Annotated in this window: 20 protein-coding genes; 12 read left to right on the top strand and 8 right to left on the bottom strand. The window is 63.5% G+C overall.

Annotated features, from left to right (window positions below; translation table 11 throughout):
- Nucleotides 1-462 precede the first annotated feature (462 nt).
- The 11 genes from CAPSK01_RS00310 (at nucleotide 463) to CAPSK01_RS21280 (ending at nucleotide 10406) form a co-directional block, all read left to right on the top strand.
- The gene (locus CAPSK01_RS00310) at nucleotides 463-1200 is read left to right on the top strand and encodes a methyl-accepting chemotaxis protein (protein WP_273702792.1); all 738 of its coding nucleotides are present in this window, start codon (nucleotides 463-465) and stop codon (nucleotides 1198-1200) included.
- Nucleotides 1201-1225: 25 nt separating this feature from the next.
- Nucleotides 1226-2929 carry a phosphate ABC transporter substrate-binding/OmpA family protein gene (locus CAPSK01_RS00305; RefSeq protein WP_034920833.1) on the top strand — a complete coding sequence of 568 codons (1704 nt, stop codon included), beginning with the start codon at nucleotides 1226-1228 and terminating at the stop codon, nucleotides 2927-2929.
- A 22-nt stretch (nucleotides 2930-2951) separates the two neighbouring features.
- Nucleotides 2952-3749 carry an ABC transporter permease gene (locus tag CAPSK01_RS00300; RefSeq protein WP_034920831.1) on the top strand — a complete coding sequence of 266 codons (798 nt, stop codon included), beginning with the start codon at nucleotides 2952-2954 and terminating at the stop codon, nucleotides 3747-3749.
- Nucleotides 3746-4594 carry an ATP-binding cassette domain-containing protein gene (locus tag CAPSK01_RS00295; protein WP_273702791.1) on the top strand — a complete coding sequence of 283 codons (849 nt, stop codon included), beginning with the start codon at nucleotides 3746-3748 and terminating at the stop codon, nucleotides 4592-4594. The genes CAPSK01_RS00300 and CAPSK01_RS00295 overlap by 4 nt, the downstream gene beginning before the upstream one ends.
- 2 nt (nucleotides 4595-4596) lie before the next feature.
- On the top strand, nucleotides 4597-5484 hold the full coding sequence (locus CAPSK01_RS00290; protein WP_034920828.1) for a hypothetical protein: 888 nt from the start codon (nucleotides 4597-4599) through the stop codon (nucleotides 5482-5484).
- A 40-nt stretch (nucleotides 5485-5524) separates the two neighbouring features.
- Complete coding sequence (locus CAPSK01_RS00285) at nucleotides 5525-6235, top strand: PspA/IM30 family protein (RefSeq protein WP_034920827.1); 711 nt, start codon at nucleotides 5525-5527, stop codon at nucleotides 6233-6235.
- 73 nt (nucleotides 6236-6308) lie between these two features.
- Nucleotides 6309-8201 (top strand): ATP-binding protein, encoded by a 1893-nt coding sequence (locus CAPSK01_RS00280; RefSeq protein ID WP_034920825.1) that lies wholly within the window; start codon nucleotides 6309-6311, stop codon nucleotides 8199-8201.
- Nucleotides 8202-8211: 10 nt separating this feature from the next.
- Nucleotides 8212-8664, top strand: coding sequence for a TerB family tellurite resistance protein (locus CAPSK01_RS00275; RefSeq protein WP_138677723.1), 453 nt, complete (start codon nucleotides 8212-8214; stop codon nucleotides 8662-8664).
- Nucleotides 8665-8903: 239 nt separating this feature from the next.
- Nucleotides 8904-9350 (top strand): NfeD family protein, encoded by a 447-nt coding sequence (locus CAPSK01_RS00270; protein WP_034920823.1) that lies wholly within the window; start codon nucleotides 8904-8906, stop codon nucleotides 9348-9350.
- Nucleotides 9347-10213 carry an SPFH domain-containing protein gene (locus CAPSK01_RS00265; RefSeq protein ID WP_034920821.1) on the top strand — a complete coding sequence of 289 codons (867 nt, stop codon included), beginning with the start codon at nucleotides 9347-9349 and terminating at the stop codon, nucleotides 10211-10213. Before CAPSK01_RS00270 ends, CAPSK01_RS00265 begins: the two co-directional genes overlap by 4 nt.
- 49 nt (nucleotides 10214-10262) lie before the next feature.
- Nucleotides 10263-10406 carry a hypothetical protein gene (locus tag CAPSK01_RS21280; RefSeq protein ID WP_273702790.1) on the top strand — a complete coding sequence of 48 codons (144 nt, stop codon included), beginning with the start codon at nucleotides 10263-10265 and terminating at the stop codon, nucleotides 10404-10406.
- Nucleotides 10407-10667: 261 nt separating this feature from the next.
- Here CAPSK01_RS21280 and CAPSK01_RS00260 read toward each other — a convergent pair whose 3' ends face one another.
- Entirely contained in the window at nucleotides 10668-11522 is an 855-nt protein-coding gene (locus CAPSK01_RS00260) for an Rpn family recombination-promoting nuclease/putative transposase (protein ID WP_337958505.1), read from the bottom strand.
- A gap of 377 nt (nucleotides 11523-11899) precedes the next feature.
- On the opposite strand from CAPSK01_RS00260, the gene CAPSK01_RS00255 reads away from it, so the two are divergent.
- Nucleotides 11900-12892, top strand: coding sequence for a PEP-CTERM sorting domain-containing protein (locus CAPSK01_RS00255; RefSeq protein ID WP_034920819.1), 993 nt, complete (start codon nucleotides 11900-11902; stop codon nucleotides 12890-12892).
- A gap of 373 nt (nucleotides 12893-13265) precedes the next feature.
- On the opposite strand, the gene CAPSK01_RS00250 is transcribed toward CAPSK01_RS00255, so the two are convergent.
- The 7 genes from CAPSK01_RS00250 to CAPSK01_RS21275 all read right to left on the bottom strand — a co-directional run.
- On the bottom strand, nucleotides 13266-13889 hold the full coding sequence (locus tag CAPSK01_RS00250) for a type II secretion system protein (RefSeq protein WP_273702789.1): 624 nt from the start codon (nucleotides 13887-13889) through the stop codon (nucleotides 13266-13268).
- A gap of 2 nt (nucleotides 13890-13891) precedes the next feature.
- The gene (locus CAPSK01_RS00245; RefSeq protein ID WP_273702788.1) at nucleotides 13892-14293 is read right to left on the bottom strand and encodes a prepilin-type N-terminal cleavage/methylation domain-containing protein; all 402 of its coding nucleotides are present in this window, start codon (nucleotides 14291-14293) and stop codon (nucleotides 13892-13894) included.
- Between the two features lie 41 nt (nucleotides 14294-14334).
- Entirely contained in the window at nucleotides 14335-14850 is a 516-nt protein-coding gene (locus tag CAPSK01_RS00240; protein WP_273702787.1) for a type II secretion system protein, read from the bottom strand.
- A gap of 27 nt (nucleotides 14851-14877) precedes the next feature.
- Complete coding sequence (locus CAPSK01_RS00235) at nucleotides 14878-17349, bottom strand: secretin N-terminal domain-containing protein (protein WP_034920816.1); 2472 nt, start codon at nucleotides 17347-17349, stop codon at nucleotides 14878-14880.
- A complete protein-coding gene (locus CAPSK01_RS00230; protein WP_034920814.1) occupies nucleotides 17349-17924 on the bottom strand; it encodes a hypothetical protein in 576 nt (191 codons plus the stop codon). The genes CAPSK01_RS00235 and CAPSK01_RS00230 overlap by 1 nt, the downstream gene beginning before the upstream one ends.
- On the bottom strand, nucleotides 17921-18547 hold the full coding sequence (locus tag CAPSK01_RS00225; protein ID WP_034920812.1) for a hypothetical protein: 627 nt from the start codon (nucleotides 18545-18547) through the stop codon (nucleotides 17921-17923). The genes CAPSK01_RS00230 and CAPSK01_RS00225 overlap by 4 nt, the downstream gene beginning before the upstream one ends.
- On the bottom strand, nucleotides 18544-19194 hold a 651-nt coding region (locus CAPSK01_RS21275; RefSeq protein WP_273702786.1), incomplete at its 5' end, for a hypothetical protein. The genes CAPSK01_RS21275 and CAPSK01_RS00225, both read right to left, overlap by 4 nt.

Genomic DNA, 19194 nt, shown 5'->3' with positions numbered 1-19194 from the left:
TCCCCACTTGTGGGGGAGGGGTCGGGGGAGAGGGAAACGGTCATGATTTTCATGATCAGGGGTGTCTTGCAAAGTCATGACCGTTAGCGTCCTCCGGCAAAGGGTACCGGCAAGAGCCGACCAGCGCTGGCCGATACCGGTACGTTCAAGAATGATGGTCGGCGCGAACGGCACGCCTGTCTGCTTTCATGATGATTCATACGGTTATCCGCACAGAGCGGACACAGTCAATGGTAGTGGATGTGGCCGGGATCATGCCTGCATTCTACCGAAGGTGATAGGGTAGCACTCGGGTCAGGGTGCGAATTGATGATCGCCGGGAGCATTTCCCTTCCCTGCAGGGCAATGCCAGCGGGCGCGCCGGATCGTTCTTGCGCCAGGGCTGCTTGCATTGCCGGTTTTCGTTCGTATAATCCCTGACTCTACTAGGTCATACGACATGGCAAGCATTCAGGGGTTGGCATGAAGGGTTTCTTGAATCTGCTGGCGAAAGCAAAGCTGATCGAGCTGTCGGAAGATGAGCGTCTGGCGGCGTCAGCGGAGCCACCGCAGGAGGCTCCGGTGGCCAGACCTGAGGCGTGTGCCGAAGGGCCTGCATCACCCCGGCTGCGCGAGCAAGCGTCCGACGAACCGGCAGCAGTGCCAGCCGCAAGCGCGCTGCCCTCGCTCGCGGAGGCCTGCCCGGACCTGGAAGGCCATGCCTTCGAAGACATTTTCGCGGCGGCCCAGGTGCCTGTCTCGCCGTATCCGGCCGAAAAGCTGCTGCGCCTTCTCGACGGCCTGCGCGCCATGGATGCGGGAACCCGCAAGATGGCGGTGCTGGCGATGGATGCGGCCGACGACAACTGGCAGATCAGCGATTGCCTGAGCGACGCCGATCTCAAGATCGCCGCGCTGGAAGAGCACAAGCGGCAATTGGCCGCGCAGTTGCAGGACCGCGAGCGGCAGTCCACCGAACTCGTCGATCAGATCAGGCAGGTCCTCGACGAGGGAACGGCAGCGATCCGCAAACAGATTGCCGAACTCGAACAGTTGCTGGAACGTGAAGTGACCCGTGCGGCGCAGGAAACGACCAGCGTCGAAGCGGGCCTGCGCGCAGCGCGGGAGTCCGCTGCGCGCGAAACGCGCCGCGTGGATGCCGAAATCGATCGCCTGCGTGAAATACCGACCACTTTCAAGGCGCCCGGCGCCGCTCACTGACATTCCCAGCAAGGAGAACAAACACATGGCTCAACTGACGCCGCTGGCCAAGGGACTGATCACCGTCGTCGTTCTTGGCGTTGCCGGTTCGCTGGCCTGGAACTTCGGGCTCAAGGAGCGTTTTGCCGGCGGCGAGGTGGCGCCAACGAAACCGACGGCGGCAGCGCCCGCGCCAACGCCCGCAGCGACCACCAGCAAGTCGACGCCGCCACCGGCCAGGGTAACGACAGCCGAAGACCGGAACGCGCCACTCGGCAGCGCCGCCAACCCGCTCAAGGTCAGCCTGGTCAGTTTTCATGGCTATGCCCCGGCACTGGTCGCCAATGGCAACGACCTGAATACCCAGCCGGGTTCGCTTTACAGTAAGGAGGGAATCCATGTCCGCTTCGTGATCCAGGACGACATTCCGACGCTGGCCACCATCTTTGAATCCGGCGCCGCGCAGTGCGCCTGGCGGACCTCGGATTTCTGGGCACAGGAACAACCCAACCTGCGCAACGCCGGCCTCGATGGCAGGGCGGTGATGATCGTTGACAACACTCAGGGGGGCGATGCGGTCATCGCCCGAGATGCGGCGGTCAAGGCGGTCGAAGACCTGGCCGGTCGATCGGTCGCGCTGCTGCAGTTCACGCCCTCGCACGGCATGCTGATCGACGCCATCGACAATTCATCGCTGACCGCGCGCAAGAAGGAAAGCATCAAGATGGTGTTCATCAACGCCGAGGAAGGCACTGCCGGCGTGCGCGCGGCGCTCGAATCCGGCGCTGTCGACTCGGCCGTGCTGTGGGACCCGGATCTGGCACTCGCCCTGCGCAACGTCAAGGGAGCGCATGTCGTCTATTCGACCCGAACGGCGACCAACCTGATCTTTGACGTGATGGTCTGCGACGCGCGTCTGCTGGCCAGGCCGGAAGGACAGGCGGTAGTGCAGAAATTCGTTGCCGGCTGGATGGCGGGCGTGCAGGCGGCACGGGCCAACCCTGACAACGCCGTCGAAGCACTGGTCAGGACGCAGGAGTTCTTCAAGCTGCTGGCCGACAAGGAAGGCCGACCGTTCGTCAAGGCCCTGTTTTCCAACCTGGTCTGGACCGACGTCGAGGATAACGCGCGCATTCTCGGGCTGGCCGGCGGCACCAATCATTACGAGCGGGTCTACAAGCGCTTCGACGAGATCTATCGAAAGGCGGGCGCGCTGGCCAATCCCAAATCACCGGTGATCGCGCCGCAGGACAGCTTCGACTATCGCTACATGAAGGCCCTGCTCGGGCAGAACAAGGCGGCGGCAGAGGCCGCTGCCAGGCCGCAGACGACGTTCACCCAGGCGGCACAGAAGGAAGCGACACAGCAGGAGGCGATGGTGACCAAGCCGGTGACCGTTGGTTTCGCCTCGGGGAGCGCCGAATTGACCAAGCGCGCGCAAAAGACGGTCGACACCGAGATGGTGCCGTTCATCGAGAACAACGGCAAGGCCTACTTCGAGGTCAGCGGCAATTCGGATGCGACCGGTGCCCGCGAGGTCAATCTTCGTTTGTCGGCAGCGCGCGCACGCGCGGTCGTAGACTATCTGGCGACGCAATGGGAGTTCCCGCGCGAGCGTTTCAAGATCGTCGGCAACGGCCCCGACCGGCCGCTGTGCGTCGAAGCCAACGCCGCCAATGAAGGGCTCTCGATCGAGGAATGCCGGGCGCTGAACCGGACGACGCGGGTCGCCGTGTTCGGCGGCCGCTGACCCGCATGGCCAGGCTCGGCGCATGAGCGAATTCTGGAACCCCTACGCGCCGCTCGATGGCCGACAGCGGCAATGGCTCGGCGTCGGCTCGGTGCTGGCGCTGTTGCTGGTGTGGAGCCTGCTGGCGGTCTCTGGACTGGTCAGCTCGACCAAACTGCCGGCGCCCTGGGAGGTGGTCACGGCGCTGTCGTATCTGAGCTGGCACGAGGGCGACAGCCTGTTGTTCACCGCCACGCTGTGGTCGGCCGGCCGCTTGCTCGTCGCGGGTGTGCTGGTGATCGCCATCGGCATTCCGATCGGCATCTGCATGGGCGCCGCACCGCGCGTGAACGCCGCCCTGTCACCGCTGGTCGATCCCTTCCGTTCGGCGCCGGTGGTCGCGCTGCTGCCGATCCTGGTGATGTGGCTGGGCATCGGCGAGACGATGAAGATTGCCTTCCTGTTCATCGGCGCCGTGGTCTATCTGATTCCGATGGTCCGTGACGCGATCCAGGCGGTGCCGCAGAGCTACTGGATCGGCGCCCGCGACCTCGGCGCGACGCCCTGGGAATGCATCCACCGGGCGGTGATTCCGATGGCCATGCCGCGCATCGCCGATGCCGTGATCGTCGCCTTCTCGGTGATGTGGACCTACATCACCGTCGCCGAATACGTCAATGCACGCCAGGGCCTCGGGCAGCTGATCCAGAATGCCCGGCGCTTCAGCGCCTGGGATCAGGTCTTTGCCGGCATCATCGTGATCATCGCGCTGGCGCTGGCAACCTATCAGTTCATGGTCTGGCTGAAGCGCCGCCTGTATCCCTGGGAGACGCAGCAGTGACCGTGGCCAGGCCAGCGGCAGCCACGCCGCCGTCGGTGGTCGTCAGGGACCTCGTGCAGGAATATCCGGCGCCCGGCGGTGGCGTGACGCGGGTCATCGACCAGGTCTCGCTGAGCTTCGATCAACCGGGCATCAGTATGCTGCTCGGACCTTCGGGCTGCGGCAAGAGCACCCTTCTGCACATGCTCGGCGGGGTACGGCCGATGGGCATCGAGACGCCGACGGCGGGCCAGGTCCTGATCGACGGGGTCGAGTGCAACGGCCCGCACGACGATGCGGTGATGGTCTTTCAGCGCTACGCCAATCGGCCGGATCTGACGGTGTTCGACAACGTCGCCTTCCCGTTCCGGCTCAATCTCTGGAAAGCACGGGTACCGGAAGCCGAGTGGCGGCAGCGCGTGGCCGACATCCTCAAGGCGGTCGGACTCGCAGACAAGCTCAAGCTGCGGCCGGCGCAGCTCTCCGGCGGCCAGAACCAGCGCGTTGCGCTGGCGCGCGCGCTCGTCCTGCGGCCGCGCATCCTGCTGATGGACGAACCCTTCGGGGCGCTCGACGCGCAGACGCGCGAGGAAATGCAGCAATTGTTGATCGAGTTGTATCAGTCCTGGCCGTGCCTGGTAGTCTTCGTGACGCACGATGTCACCGAAGCGCTGGTACTCGGCGACCGCGTCATCGTCCTGTCCGCACAGCCGGCGCGCGTTGCCGATGATTTCGTGATCAGCGAAGCACGGCCGCGCTCGGCCACCTGGCAGCGCTCGCGCGAGGCGCAGGCGCTCGAAGAGCGCATTCTCAGGCAACTGCACCAGGCCAGTCCCGGCCGGGGCCAGGTGCGGGTGACGGTGTAGCCGTGGCCGAGGCGAAACCCTCCTACGTCCGGGAGGTTCTGACCAGTCAGACCAATCTCTACGCCTTTCTCGGTTCGCTGGCAGTCGGAGCATTGCTCTCGATCCCCTTCGGTTTCGCGGTCGGTGCGGTGCCGCTGATCGCTTTTGCCGCCGGCGACATCCTCGCCGCGCTGCACATCCCGTCCTTGCCGACCTTTCGGGAAAAGGTCGATCGGCGCTGGCGGGCGAACGTCCGTCAGACCTCGCGCGAGCAGTTGATGACCGAAATTCAGAAGCGCTCGGGCAAGCGTCCGCTTCCCGAACCCACCTTGCGTACCTATCAGCGCATGTATGAACGCGTACAGTCGCTCTATCAGCGAGCCGACAGCGGTCATGGCCGGCTCGCCTGGCGTGATGTCGAACAGCTCGACGAGGTGACGCTCGAATACCTGGCGATGTGGCTGGCGCTCCTGGTCATGAACGACCGCGCCGAGTCGGTCAATCTGCGCGAGGTCGAACAGCAGGTGGCGGCGCTGGACAGGGAACTCGCCACCCCCCGTCCCGGCACCGACCTGCGGCAGTTGCAGAAGGCACGCACCGATTACCTGGCGATCATCGAGCGGCACCACCGCATGCTCAGTCGCCGGCGGGCGATCGAGGCGGCGATGCTGTCGATGCCTGACCAGCTCGACGAGATTTATCAGACGATCATGACGCTGCCGGTCAGCGAAGACGTCGGCACGCGGCTCGAAGAGGCGATCGGCAAGCTGCGCCTGCAGGAAGACATCGAGGCAGATCTCGCGAACGATCTCGCCGAAGCCTTGCCGGGCGTGGCGATGCCGACCTCGACTGCGGCGGCGGCACGGCAGCGGCACCTGGTCGCGGTCGGCGGTCGCAGGCGCGTCGGTTAATGTAAAAGTCGCGTCAGCGACTCACGAAAGGAAGAAAGCGATGGCTGACATCAATTTTGTCGGACGCCTGTCCAACCTCTGGTCGGGCTTTGTTTCGCTGTGGATCACCGATGTGGAAAAGCGTCATCCCGAGATCGCTTACCAGAATGCCATCGACTCGATGATCGAGAAATACGGCAGGCTGAAGAGCGCCACCGCTGCGATCATGCGTCGGCGAGAGGAGATCTCGGCACGACTGGAGAAAGAGCGCAGCGAACTCGCGGCGATCTCGGCCGACCTCAACGCCGCGCTCGCCACTGGCCAGGACGAACTCGGCATCGTGCTGATCCAGAAAAAGAACGCCCTCGAGGCCAGCACCAAGGTGCTCGACCAGGAAATGGAACAGGCCAGCACTGACGCACAAGAGGCAAAGGATTCGCTGATCCAGGTCAAGGCCGAAATTCAGAAGCTCAAGGATGAGAAGGATCGCATGCTGGCGCAGATGCACAGCGCGCAGGCGCGGCTGAAGATTCAGAACCAGCTCGACGGCCTGTCGGTCGATGCCGAAGTGCGGGCGCTCGACAACGTCCGCGAACACATCAGGAATACCGTTGCCGAAGCCAAGATGGGCAGCGAGCTGCGCGATTCCGATCTCGACGTCAAGCTCGCGCGGCTGCGGCAGAGCAGCGGTGCAATCACCGCCCGCCAGCAGCTCGAGGAAATGAAACGCGCGCGCAGCGTTCAGACCGATACCACCGGCAAGTCGATGTGATGCGCGATGTGATGCGCAAGGTGATACACACGGCCATGCGCGACCGCAGGCGCTGCCCTGCCCGCGTCCCGGCATGAGCCCCGGCAGCGACGGCCGGCCAGCCCTGCCCGCCTGGGCCGAGACGCTACGCCAGAAATACCTGGCCGGCGAAGCCTCGGTATTCGTTCTCTACCGCAACGTTTTCGACCGTTATCGGGTCGGCGAACGCTATTACACGCTGTTGCCCTTCCTCAGCGAAGTGCTGCTCAAGGACAACAAGCAGCACATCTACGAACTCAGCGTCGACCTTGGCGTACGCGTCATTCAGGGCGGCAGCGCCGAAGAGAAGGCAGAACTCTACCGCCATCTTGAAGGCAAGGGACTCAACGGCATCTTCGAGTCGCTCGAACGGCAGATGCGCGGGCAAGGCTCCAGCGCGCTCCTGATTCCCTACGCTGGAACCCTTTTCCCTGCCGCCGAACTGCACCAGCTCTCGCTCGAGGAGCGCGGTGCGTTCACGGCCCTGCATCGCTGGTCGCTGGATGAACAGTTTGCCAATCGCGACAACGTCGTCATCCTGGTCAGCGAATCGCTGGCCGACCTGAGCCCGGCGCTGCTGACGCATCCACGCGTGTTGGCGATCGCGCTGCCGATGCCCGATCGGGCCGATCGGCATGCGGCGATCCGGCACTACTCACCAGGCATGCCGGCAGCCGAGGCCGAGCCACTCGCCGACCACACCGCCGGCCTGCGCCTGATTCAACTGGCCAGCATCGTCGCCAGCGAAGCGCCGCAAGGGATGAGCCAGACGCAGCGGCGGACGCTGATTGCCAGCCTGCTGCAGGGTAGCCCGCAAGCCGCCGAGCGTGCCGAAAAACTGGCCGCGATCACCGCCGGCATGACGCCCGCCGAAATCCGCCAGATCGTCGACCCAACGCGCGCGCTGCCCGAAAGCGGCGATCCTGCGGGCGAAATGATGGCCTTGGTACGCCAGCGCAAACGCGAATTGATCGAAAAGGAATGCGCCGGCCTGATCGAATTCATCGATCCACGGCATGGCCTGGAAAGCGTCGGCGGCAATGAACCGATCAAGAGCGAATTGCTTGACATCGCGCGCCTGATCCAGGGCGGCGAGCGCGCACGCGCACCGATGGGCCTGCTCGCAGTGGGGCCGATGGGCTCCGGCAAAACCTTCGTGATCAAGGCCTTTCTCAAGGAGGCGGGACTTTCCGGAATCGCCCTGAAAAACTTCCGATCGAAATGGGTCGGATCGACGGAGGCCAACCTCGACCGCGTTTTGGCAACCGTCAAGGCGATGGGACCGATCGCGCTGCTCATCGACGAAGGCGACCGCAGCTTCGGCCGGCAAGGTGACGATGCCGACGGCGGCACCAGTTCGCGGGTCATTGCCCGACTCAAGGAATTCATGTCCGATCCCGAGAATCGCGGCCAGGTCCTGTTCATCCTGCTGACCAACCGCCCCGACAAGCTGGATACCGACATCAAGCGCCCCGGCCGCCTCGACCGTAAAATCCCCTTTTTCTACGCCGAGACCGCGGCCGAACGTGCCGCCGTCATGGGCGCCGTTTTCGAGCGCTACCGGGTGCCCGTCGATTTCCCGGAAGCGCACCTGCTGGCCGCCTGCGAGGGGCTCGAAGGCTATTCCAATGCCGACCTGGAAGCCCTTGCCCTGCTCGCCGCCGAGTTCGCCGAGCGAGCGCAGCGGATCGATTCGCCCCTTCCTTCGCCCCCCGATGCGCGCGTACGAACCGGCGCCGCGGCTACCCCGGCCGTCAGCCGGGAGGTCCTCGCGCGCGCCATCGAGGACTTCATGCCACCGCAGGAAACGGCCATGGTGGGCTACATGGAAATGCTCGCGGTGGCCGAAACCTCGCGGCGCTCGCTGTTGCCGCAACGCTTCCGGTCGCTGTCCGCGCGCGAGGTGCAGGAACGACTCGCCGAACTGCGGCGTCAGATCCAACCTTGAAGGAGTTCGTATGTTCCCCCTGCTCGAAAACGTATCCCTCGATGCCGGCCAGAGCATCGCCGCGACCCGCCTGCTGTTGCGCATCGCGCATGTCGATGGCGTCAGGACCGCCGAGGAAGTGGCCCTGATTCGCTGGTTCCATGACAGCGGTTGCGACGACCGCGTCGACTGGCCGGCATTCGACAGCCTGCAAGCGACCGGACAGACGGGTGAATTCGCCGGCATCTTCAGCGAGGCGGCGGAGCGCGACCTGGTGATTGCCACCTGTCTGATGGTCGCCTATGCCGACGGCGCGCTGACTACCGATGAACTGGCAGCAGTGCGCGGCGTGGCCGAGGAAATCGGCATGCCGCCAGCGCGCGTGGATGAACTGCTGGCGCTGGTCAAGGACTACATCCTCTCGCAACTGGCCAGCCTGCCCGACGCTGGCTCGGTGGCGGTCGTGGCGCGCGAACTCGGCTGAAGTTTGGCGGAGAGCTTGCGCCTTGCGCCAGTTCACGGGGGAACGCAGGGAACATTCCGAATCGGGTTCCGTCATGCGGTGTTTCCGCAAAAGGCAGTGATATTCATGCTGTGACTTGCCTGCAGCGGCGTTATGGCGTCTAATCGACCTGTATCCCGGCACGGCTGATCGGTGGTTGCAGGTACTGCGGCGATGTGCCGCCGCCATCCGGAGCGTACGGACAGAAGGAGAAATGCGCGATGTTTTCGCCCGAATGGTGGCACTGGATGGTCCTCGGACTGAGCCTGACGATGGCCGAAATGGCCATCCCAGCATTTTTTCTGGTCTGGTTCGGCATCGCGGCAGCAGCCGTCGGCGTCATCCTGCTGGCCGTGCCTGAGCTCTCCTTGGCCAGCCAGTTCCTGCTCTGGGCGGCGCTCTCGGCAATGCTGGTCGGTCTCTGGTTTCGCTATCTCAAGCCGCGCACAAGGACCGCTGTCGGCACCTCGGCTGCCAACGTGGGCGGTGAAGTCGGCATCCTGGTCTCTGGAGTCACCCCGGAAACCCGCGCTCAGGTGCGTTTTCAGAAACCGATTCTCGGCGCCGACGTGTGGGAGTGTTACGCCGATACGGCGATCGGGGCGGGTGAGCGGGTTCGCATCGTCGCGGTTGAAGGCAGTTACATCAAAGTGGAGCAAGCAAGATGACCGGCATGACCATATTTTCGATCGTTTTCCTCATTTTTGTCGCGGTTACCGTCGCCAATGGCGTTCGTATCGTTCCGCAAGGCGAGGAGTGGATCGTGCAGCGCCTCGGCAAGTACCACAGCACGCTGCTGCCAGGACTGCGCTTCATCATTCCCTACATCGATATCGTCTCCTACAAGGTCACCACCAAGGACATCATTCTCGATGTCCAGGAGCAGGAGGTGATCACGCGCGACAATGCGGTGATTGTGGTCAACGCCATCGCCTTCATCAAGGTCACCGACCCGGTGAAAGCCGTCTATGGCGTTCAGGATTACTCTGAAGCGATCCGCAACATGATCATGACCACCCTACGCTCGATCGTCGGGGAAATGGAACTCGACCAGGCACTGTCGTCGCGGGATACCATCAAGGCGCGTCTCAAAGCCGGCGTTGCCGACGAAGCGCTGGACTGGGGACTGACCGTCAAATCGGTCGAAATCCAGGACATCAAACCCTCGCAGTCGATGCAGCGCGCGATGGAAATGCAGGCCTCGGCCGAGCGGGAACGCAAGGCGATGGTCACCCGTGCCGAAGGCGAGAAGCAGTCGATGATCCTCACCGCCGAAGCACGCCTGGAATCCGCCAAACGCGATGCCGCAGCGCAGGTGACCCTTGCCGAAGCATCCTCGCAGGCGATCACGAAGGTGAATCGTGCTTTTGGCGACAACGAACTGCCGATGCTCTACCTGCTCGGCGAGAAATACATCACCAGTCTCAGCAAGATCGCTGAATCCGACAACGCCAAGGTCGTCCTCCTGCCTGCCGACATTCAGAGCACTTTGCGCGGACTTTTTCAGCGAGTAACCAAGAACGGTCAGTGACTTCTGGCCAGTCATCTATCTCTGTTTCCTTCACCGAAAATGGAGGACCATGAACGCAGGCTGGATCATTTTTGGCCTCTGCATCGTTTTCGTTCTCGGTGCCGCGCTGCCGCTCATCCACGATCGTCGTGCCAACAAGGATGCCCCCCTGCCGCGCAAGGAAACGCTGCGCGACTGGCGTAACGAAAAGTAGTGCCACCGTCGGCCAGACCAGATTTAAGAAGCTGTCCATGAACCAAGCCGGCCAGCCACCGGAGCATCCGGTGAGCAGCAGCGGCGGACCCTGGTTTCGGCAGTACCCAGGCGCCACTCGTCATCCTTGGAAAGGTGACGTGACCACCCGAGCCGGGCAAAGGTCCGTTCAATGATCCAGCGCTTGAGCAAGGCCACAAAATGATGCGCCTCGGTACAGCAGAGTCTGGAGTTTCTGGACAGCTTCTTTGAGGGAAGCCGATCAGTGTGCCTTGAACACCTCGTCGAGTCCGGCGGCATCCAGCAGGTCGAGGCCCCCGGTCTCCAGTTGCTCGGAGGTTGCCTGCCCAAGGCGCTCGTTCACCCAGTTGGGCAAGGGGCCAAAACGACGTTCGAGCAGCTTCAGCAACAAGGCGCTTTCACCTTCCTTTCGGTCTTCCTTTCGGCCTTGCTGCAAACCTTCCTGCAAACCCTCCTCTTTCCACTGTTGGGTCCATCCTGCAACGGTTTCGGCAAGCATGGTGTCGATCTCCTGTAGTTCGTTCACTTCGGGTACCTCCTGTCCGGGCATCAGCCGTCGGAGGACGATGCGGTTGATCCAGACCACGAAGGCACGTCTGAGGCTGGCAGAGGCCGGTCCTGGTAGGGACTTCAGCGATTGCGATACGGCGCGCCGGACATCCGCCGGGACGGCGCTCCGTTCGAGGCGAATGATGTTGACGACCGGGTTTTGCGGGTCGCTCAGATCCGCTTCACTCACCGCGGCTTCTTCCAGCAGGAAGTAGCGCTGGGCCGGATGATAGCGCTTGAGGCTGCCGGGCAGCCACTCGATGAGTTCGCTGACGTCACGCGCGGCCGTCCAGCGACTGCGCCCATGGTAGAGGAGCAGGGGAAAGACGGCCGGGAGTTTCTGGCCGGGCCGAACTTCGCCGCTCTTGATCCGGTCCGGAAAGAGCAAGCCCGTGTAGACCAGGATCCGCAGGGCCATCCAGGGGTCTACGGTGCTCTGGAATTCGAGCAGCAGGTACACGTAGAGCCACTCGCCCCGCCGGCGGACACGCCAGATCAGGTCGTCCACGCGGTCTCGCAGATCGTCGGTGACATAGCTGCCGCCCACTTTTTCCAGCGCGCTGAAGTCCAGAGGTCTTCGACCCAGTCTTCGCCGACAAAACCCCGCAGCAGATCCTCCACGACCTGGGCGCGCGAGAACAGGAGCTTGCAAGCCGAGTCGTGTGCCGAGGGGGGTCGAATTGGTGGGCATGGTCAAATCTGATCAGCGGTAAGACGAGGACCAGTTCGTTCGTGGCAAGTGTCGGGATATTTTACACACACGCTTCCCACTGATCTGAAAAATTCTCTCAACTATTTGAAAAAAAATGATTAATATTTTCTGGCACGGTTTCTGCTTATTGATTGGCAGCGAAACCTCGCTATTGATTGAACCTGGGGGTTACGCGCACTAATCTCAATCTGCATTGTTGAAAGGAACACACCATGAGTCAAGTCACCAAAAGCACCCAGGGGAGCCGTCTGCCATCCCAGGTGCGCAAGATCGGAGCAGCCATTGCGTTGAGCTTCGGTCTGGCCGCGTCGGCTGGAGCGGCAACGATCAACGGCGGCCTTACCAACGGCTTGCTGAACACGCTGGAGGATCAGGACCGTGAAGCCTATATTGATGCAAATCTCGACGGTCTGATCAGTATCGGCGACGTGTTCATCGGCGTCGTCCGTATCGACAATTTCCTGCCCTCGGGAGCGCCCTCGAACAACCAAGTCTATGGGATCATCTCCAACCAGATTACCAGTTTTACCCCGAACGGCGGGCGCCAGTATGTGCACCTGGGAGAAACCACGGTAGCTGGCTACACGATGGCCGACCTCACGGGGAACGCCAACTGCGTCGGCGCGCTGGTCTGCGTCTATGACCGTGCAGTACCCTTCTCCCAGAATCTCATCAACGCCCCCACGGGACCGGGAATGCTGGATATGATCAGCATGGTGACGTCCGAGGGAACGCTTCGTGTAGCGACCGGCCTTGGGACTGCCGGAGATACGTATCTGACCGCAGACGTGGTTGCTGCTTTTGGGGTGGGCTCCTCGAACGCCGCCTTTACCTTGGCTCCCACTTCGGTGCAATTCGGTAATTTCGGCGGCGGCCTGGATGTTCTGTATAACAACACCAACTTCGTTTACACAGACAGTGTGCTGACCCTGGACACGTTGACCGGGTTCCACACTACCCAGGTCGGCATTTCCAACGGCGCCTTCCGCGGGATGGTCGGAGATGGGAATGAAGGTAAATTCGGGAATGTGGCTGGCGCACCCCAGTGCACCAATCTTTCTGGTGCCCACGTGACCTGCGGCTTTGTGACCGATGCCGACTTCTTCGTCCGTCCTCAACGGGTACCGGAACCGGGTTCGCTCGCGCTGCTCGGCGCGGGCCTGGTCGGCCTGGTCGGTCTGCGCCGCCGCTCGACGAAGGCGTGAGGGTAAACCCCTTCGACTGCCCTGCCCGGTAGCAATCAAAACGGCCTCCTTCGGGAGGCCGTTTTTTCTTCCTGCGGTCACCCGCAGAGGTTCCTTTCCCGATCTAGCCGACCGCTCGCTCAGGCAGCGCGGCCAGGCGTGGCCCGAACCTCTGCTGGGCGTTCACCCGCACGCCTTCCGATTCGGGCAGGACCCCCGCACGCGGCGGCCGATAGCGGCTCCGATGGCCGCATCTGCACATCGCTTCCCAGAACCGGTGCCGGGTCACCCACAGCCGCAGGCCAGGGGCATTCGGGTCGGCCGGCAGCACTTCGACTTCGTCGTAGCACCGTCAAAGCAAGAGTCCGGCGGCGAGTCAGGTCATCGGCCAGAATCACCGGGACGGTCCTGGCTGTGCTGGAATGGGCGCCGGGTTCGGCGAGGGAAACAGTCCGGAAAGTGATGGGGAAACCCATGGGTTCGCGGTCGGCAAAGGAGCGTTTGCCCCCTGACCCGGCCCGGTTCTGACGCCTGTCGCGATGGGCATCACGACGAACAGCCATTGCGAATAGCGCGACTTCTCCTCGAAAGCCTGATTCGCGGTTTCGAAGCCGGCGATCTTGATCGGGCGGTCGTCGGAGAGGCTGTGGATCCCCATGATCCCGCCACCCGGTGCCGGCACCAGACCCCAGTCGTTCTTGCCGGTGATCGGGTCGGGATAGAGCTGCCGCAGGTGTCGGCGAACGCCCGGATAACGCGGATCCTTGAGCAGGTCGGCGAGCGATCCGGGGTAGCGGCGATCGCCGGTGGGGCTGCTGTTGAGGTAGCTGCTGATCGCCCGACGATAGGTGTCGCCAACCTCGAGCAGGCGCTGCTCGGCTTCTCGCCGCTGGACGAGACTCCCCAGGGTCAGCGTCGCACTCGTCGCCAGCGCCAGGACGGCGACCAGGATCATCAGCCCCAGGTAAGTGAAGCCGGTCTGCGGGCGGTGTTCGGAAAGGCCGTGAGCGGGCGGCATCGCTAGAGATCGGCGAAAGGCTTGCCGTCGAGGGTGCTGCCGGGCGCGCCGCTCTTGAGATCGTAGACCTTGCCCTTGACGTCGGGCGAGTTGTTTGTATGGGTGGGCTCAATGATCGTCCAGGTGCGGGTACTCGCGGTAATCGGGTCGTAAGGCAGCGAGCGCAGGTATTTCTCGCTGACCAGCTCGTCGAGGCTCTCGGGATAACGCCCCTTGTCGCCGTAGAACTTGTCTATCGTCTCGCGGACGAGATGCAGATTCTCGCTGAGCACCGCTTCCTTGGCGACGTCGACGCTGTGGATGTACTTCGGTACGGCCAGGGTGAGCAGCAGCGCGATGATCGACAGCACGACGAGCAGTTCGATCAGCGTGAAGCCCTGCCGGTGCCGGCCGATGCATGCCACGCCCGGCAAACGGCCGCGCGGCCTGGGCGGATTCCCGATCCCTACCATTTGCGGTAGGGAATGCCGTTGAGGCCGATGCCGCTCGATTTCGAGTAGACGTCGTACACGTCCTCGCCTTCCTTGGGGTCATCAGGCTCGCTGGCGTAGGCGCGTTGGGCCCAGGTCTCGGCCGCCGGCAGCGTGCTGTCCGGATGCATCGGATCGCGCGGAATCCGTCGCAGGAAGTAGATCTTGCGATGCCTGGGGTCACGCAGATCCTCTTCGCCATCGACGAGGATCTGCAGGTTTTTGGGATAGCCGGTGTCGTTGAGCGATTTCCGGATGCGCCCCTCGTCGCTGGCTTTCTTGTAGAGGTCGATGCCTGCGCGCAGCTCGCGCAGCGCCAGCCGGAGGTCCTGCTCGCGGCTGCGCTGCAACGAGGTCTGCGCCACCGGGACGACGATCGTCGCAAGGACGGCGACCAGCGCGAGGGTGATCAAGAGTTCGATCAGCGAAAAGCCGCGCGCCCGATGCGCGCTTTCCCTTTCCGGATCTCGGGAGGACCTCCGGAGGCGCAATCGAAAGGCGCGTGCGGGCAGCATCGCTCAGGGCGTGATCGTCACGGCATGCGCTCCGGGCAAGGTGGCATTGATCGTCAATCCCCCCGATGCCACCGGAGCGATGGTGATCAATTCGACGCGCGCGGCACCCGCCGCCAGCGCCCGGAAATTGATGGTGGCGAGGCTGTCCGGGGCCGTGGCGCCGCCGTCACCGGATCGCGTCGCGGTCATCAATACCTGTCCGCCCGGGTCGATGCGATAGGTAAAGCTGGTCTGCGCGCCACCCTGCTTGAGGAAACCGCCCTCGCTGACATTGGCGACCTGCAGCAGGCGTGGGTCGAAGCCGATCGCCAGGGGCACGCTGACCACCGGCCGATCGGTCTGCATCACCAGTTGCAGCGCGAAAGTGTCGCCAACCCGGATTTGTGTCGGCCCCTGCCAGAGCAGCAGTGCCGATCCGGCCGCCTGCAAGGCCGGCTGGACAGCGGACGGAGACAGCGATTCCGGCGTCAGCGTGCTGCCCTCGACCGCCGGCGCAAAAGGATTGACCGGCGAGGATGCCGCGCTGGTCTGCGCGGTCGCTGCCTGCGCGTTGAGCCCGGACCCGGACTGCGCCTGCGGTGCGAACGGATTGACCTGCCCGCCGGGTGTTGCCGATCCGCCAGGCTTGGCCGTCCCGGCCGCAGGCGGCGCAGAGGCGGCCAGCGAGGGCGCCAGGGCGCCGAACACCGGCGTGGCCCCACCGCCGCCGCCATCGAACCGGCCACGGAAGCTGGTTTCAGTGCCGCCATCGAACTCGGCCAGGTACGCTTCCGCACGCTGAATGTTGCGCAGGATGCGCGGCGTGATCGACAGCACGATCTCGGTCTTGATTCCCTCGTCGCTATGACTGCCAAACAGCCGGCCGAGGATCGGAATCTCGCCGATGAAAGGGACCTTGTTGGCCGTCCGCCGGTCCTCGTCGCTGATCAGACCTGCCAGCAACTGGTTCTCGCCGTCCTTCAGGCGCAGGACGCTGGTCGCCGTGCGCGTGCCGATCTGGTAGGCCACCGTGCCGGACTTGGTCTCGATCCGGTTAACGATGTTGCTGACTTCGAGCGTCACCTTCATCGCGACTTCGTTGTCGAGATAGATCGTCGGCTCGATGTCGAGTTTCAGGCCGACATCGATGTAAGTGATCGACTCGGAGGAAAAGCCCGTTGCCGTGATCGTCGACGTGATGTTCGGCACGCGGTCGCCAATCAGGATCTTGGCTTTCTCGCGGTTGCGCGCGCGGATACGGGGGTTGGCCAGCAGATTGACGTCGGTGTCGAGTTGATTGGCGCGGATGACAGCCGGCCCGACGGTCACGCCAGTCGTCGCCGAGGTGATGTTGCCGAGGTCTTTCAGCGTCAGTTTGTCGACCGGCAATGCGCGCAGGGCGATATTGTCCGGCCAGTTGATCCCCAATGCCTGCAGCCGCGAGCGCTTGACCTCAAGGATCTCCACCTCCAGCATCACCTCGGGTTCGGGCACGTCCTGGAGAGCCACGAGCTTGTCGGCCAGCCGGATCGCTTCCGGGCTGTCGCGGATCATCAGCAGGTTCAGCTTGTCGTCGACGACGATGTCACGGGTCTTGAGGATCGTCTTGAGCGTCGTGCCGACGGTCTTGGCGTCTGAATTCGCCAGATAGTAGGTTTTGACGACCAGAGCCTGGTATTCCTTCTGCTTGGCTGGGGTGCTGGGGTAGATCAGGATTGAGTTGCCGTCGAGGACACGCTGCTCGAGCTGGTTGGTGAGCAGCAGGATGTTGATCGCGGCTTCGATCGTGCTGTTGCGCAGAAAAATGGTCGTTTTCTGATCGGCGCGCAGATCTTTGTCGAAGACGAAATTGAGACCCGAAGTCCGTGAAATGACTTCGAAGACCGTCTTTAGCGGCGTATCCCTGAACTCGATGGTGATCGGTTTCCGGAAGGCTGCGGTCAACACCGACTCCTTGGCGGCCTTGGCGGTTTTCTCCTCGATCAGTCGCTGCAGGGCAAGCGCGCGCTCGTGTTTCGGGTAGGCGGCAAGGACCGCCCGCAGGCGGGCCAGAGCCAGATCGGGATCTTTCTTGGCCCAGGCAAGCTCGGCTTCCTGGAACAGAATATCGTGGCGGCGCGCGCTCTCGATCTGTCGCAAGCCGGCGAGCGCCCGGTCGTTACCGTGCTGCAACATCAACGCACGGCGGAAAGCGCCTTCGGCCTCGTCGTAACGCGCCTCGGCAAGAGCGCGTTCAGCCTTGGCGAGACTGGCATTGAGGTAGCGGTCCTGGGCGCGTATGTAGGCAATGCGATATTCGGCGGAAGACGGGTCAAGGGTCATCGCTTCCTGAATTTTCGCCAGCCCGGCGTCGACCTTGTCTTCCGCGAGCAGCGTCTGCCCTTCGCGGTAGGCGTTCTGGGCCGCACACCCGGCCAGCAACAGCGCGACTGTCATACTCAGGCAGCCGCGCCGCCAGCCTGCAGGTCCGGAACGGCCGGAGTTGGCCTTGCTCACTATTGCGATCCTCCAATGGGGATGGTCTGCGACTGCTTCAGCGGCAGGTATACCAGCGTCAGCGTCGGTGGGTTGATGCTCTTGACCTGGTAGGTGCCGTCCAGGGCCATGCCCTCGCGAACGATGAACACCTCTTCGCCGCGCCCGAGATAGGCTTCCCATTGCCCGCCTTCGAGTTTCTTGCCGAGGTACACGAAGGGCACCGGTGGAGCCATCGGCGGCGGTGGCTTCGCTGGTGGTGGCGGCGGCGGTGGCGGTGGCGTCCAGCTCAGCGCGGGGAACAGGTCACGATCGCCCTGGTCATCGCTGGCCGCCGGAATCAACGTGTCACGCGGAATCAAGGCGTCCACCTCCAGGGTCGACGCCGCCTTGCCGGTGAGAAGCCTCGACACGACCGGTCGGTTCTCGGCCGGCGTGAGCGCTGATTTGTTCGCGCCGGAACTGCCCTTAGCCCTTGCCGGTACCGCTTGGACGACATCGGCAGCAGATTTGTCGCTCGGCGTCTTGTCGCCAAAAAACGCGAGGTACGCGGCCACCACCAGTAGCGACAACAAGAGTAGACGACGGTTGTTCATGGGTCCACTACAACTGCGTCCATCCGGCGGCGGTGCTCGTCCGGGTTCGCCGGGCGGTGCCAGATCGTCAGGCGAACCTTGGCTTCGACCTGGTTGAGACCCACTTCCTCGCGTTTGAAGGCAAGTTCATTCACCGCCACGTAGGTGTGTGTACGTAGAATCTCCTCAACCCAGTATCGAATGTCGCTGTAGCGCCCCTTCACCGGCACGGTCATCTGCAGCGTCGCCGCCTGCGCATTCGTATCGACCGCACGCACGTATTCGGCGCGGGTGCCGACCAAGTGATGGTCCACGGCCGAGTCGAGAATGGCCTTGATGCCCGGCAGAACCTGCTCATCGTCGGCCAGCGTCTCGCGGAAGGCCTGGTAGTGGAGGGCCGACCCGGTCGCGGGAAGCGTCGCGGCGGTGGATGGTGTGTGGCTGTTCGCCACGCGTTCCTGCAACGCGTTCAGGGTCGCGACTTTCGCTACCAGCTCGGCGTCAAGCCCAGGTATGACGATCACAGCGAAACCCAGCAGCACAGCGAGCACGCCGGCGAGCACCAGCCACCACGGACCATGCCGGTGCAGCCAGAGATCGGCCACCAGCCGCAGGTGATCGGTGAACCGCTTCAGCTTGTTCACTCGGCTTCCCCGACCGGGTCGGTGAGTGGCGCAGCCACCACGGTCGAATCGTCGAGCCGCGCCTCGAACAGGAAACGCAGCGGCCGGTTGGGATCCTTTTCATTCACCTCCTGCCGCGTCACCATCGCGCCGGCAAACGGTGCGGTCGAGCCGAGCAACTCCAGGTAGCCGAGCATCCGCTGATGATCCTTGGCCTCGGCTACGCCTTTGACCAGACGTCGACGATGGTCCGGCTCGATCTGCAGGAGGGCGATGTCGGCGCCGGCGAGGCGCTCGAAACCGTCGAGCACCGCCGGCCAGGGGATATTCAGTTGGGCGATGGCGTTGTTGATGGAGACGATCTGCGGCTCGGAGAGAAGCAGTGGTACCGGCGCTGGTGGCGTGCGCGCGACGATCTCCTGGCGAGCCAGGGCGATCGCCTGCGTCGTTTCGGCGAGCTGCTGATCGAGTTGCTGCCACTGCCAGAAGACGGCCCCCACAGCAAGCGCGGTCGTTACCGAGACGCCGACCAGGATCCGCCGCTGGCGCGCCGCGACCGGCAGGCGCCACAGCGACGGCGCAACGAAATCGACCTGGAGTTGCTTCATCGCGGCTCTCCGGTCAGCGCCAGTTGCTCGGCCACTGGCCGCTCGCCCGGCGATCCCTTC

Source organism: Candidatus Accumulibacter vicinus, from assembly GCF_000584955.1.
In the GTDB taxonomy this organism is placed as follows: domain Bacteria; phylum Pseudomonadota; class Gammaproteobacteria; order Burkholderiales; family Rhodocyclaceae; genus Accumulibacter; species Accumulibacter vicinus.
The sequence above is the reverse complement of the archived record's forward strand: the minus strand, read 5'-3'. Positions and strand labels throughout refer to the sequence as shown.

Excerpts from the sequence above, each read along its gene's own strand:
- CAPSK01_RS00285 (WP_034920827.1), top strand. The coding sequence starts at position 5,525 with ATGGCTGACATCAATTTTGTCGGACGCCTGTCCAACCTCTGGTCGGGC.
- CAPSK01_RS21280 (WP_273702790.1), top strand. The coding sequence starts at position 10,263 with ATGAACGCAGGCTGGATCATTTTTGGCCTCTGCATCGTTTTCGTTCTC.
- CAPSK01_RS00270 (WP_034920823.1), top strand. The coding sequence starts at position 8,904 with ATGTTTTCGCCCGAATGGTGGCACTGGATGGTCCTCGGACTGAGCCTG.
- CAPSK01_RS00300 (WP_034920831.1), top strand. The coding sequence starts at position 2,952 with ATGAGCGAATTCTGGAACCCCTACGCGCCGCTCGATGGCCGACAGCGG.
- CAPSK01_RS00275 (WP_138677723.1), top strand. The coding sequence starts at position 8,212 with ATGTTCCCCCTGCTCGAAAACGTATCCCTCGATGCCGGCCAGAGCATC.
- CAPSK01_RS00250 (WP_273702789.1), bottom strand. The coding sequence starts at position 13,889 with ATGCCGCCCGCTCACGGCCTTTCCGAACACCGCCCGCAGACCGGCTTC.
- CAPSK01_RS00305 (WP_034920833.1), top strand. The coding sequence starts at position 1,226 with ATGGCTCAACTGACGCCGCTGGCCAAGGGACTGATCACCGTCGTCGTT.
- CAPSK01_RS00310 (WP_273702792.1), top strand. The coding sequence starts at position 463 with ATGAAGGGTTTCTTGAATCTGCTGGCGAAAGCAAAGCTGATCGAGCTG.
- CAPSK01_RS00230 (WP_034920814.1), bottom strand. The coding sequence starts at position 17,924 with ATGAACAACCGTCGTCTACTCTTGTTGTCGCTACTGGTGGTGGCCGCG.
- CAPSK01_RS00265 (WP_034920821.1), top strand. The coding sequence starts at position 9,347 with ATGACCGGCATGACCATATTTTCGATCGTTTTCCTCATTTTTGTCGCG.
- CAPSK01_RS00280 (WP_034920825.1), top strand. The coding sequence starts at position 6,309 with ATGAGCCCCGGCAGCGACGGCCGGCCAGCCCTGCCCGCCTGGGCCGAG.
- CAPSK01_RS00255 (WP_034920819.1), top strand. The coding sequence starts at position 11,900 with ATGAGTCAAGTCACCAAAAGCACCCAGGGGAGCCGTCTGCCATCCCAG.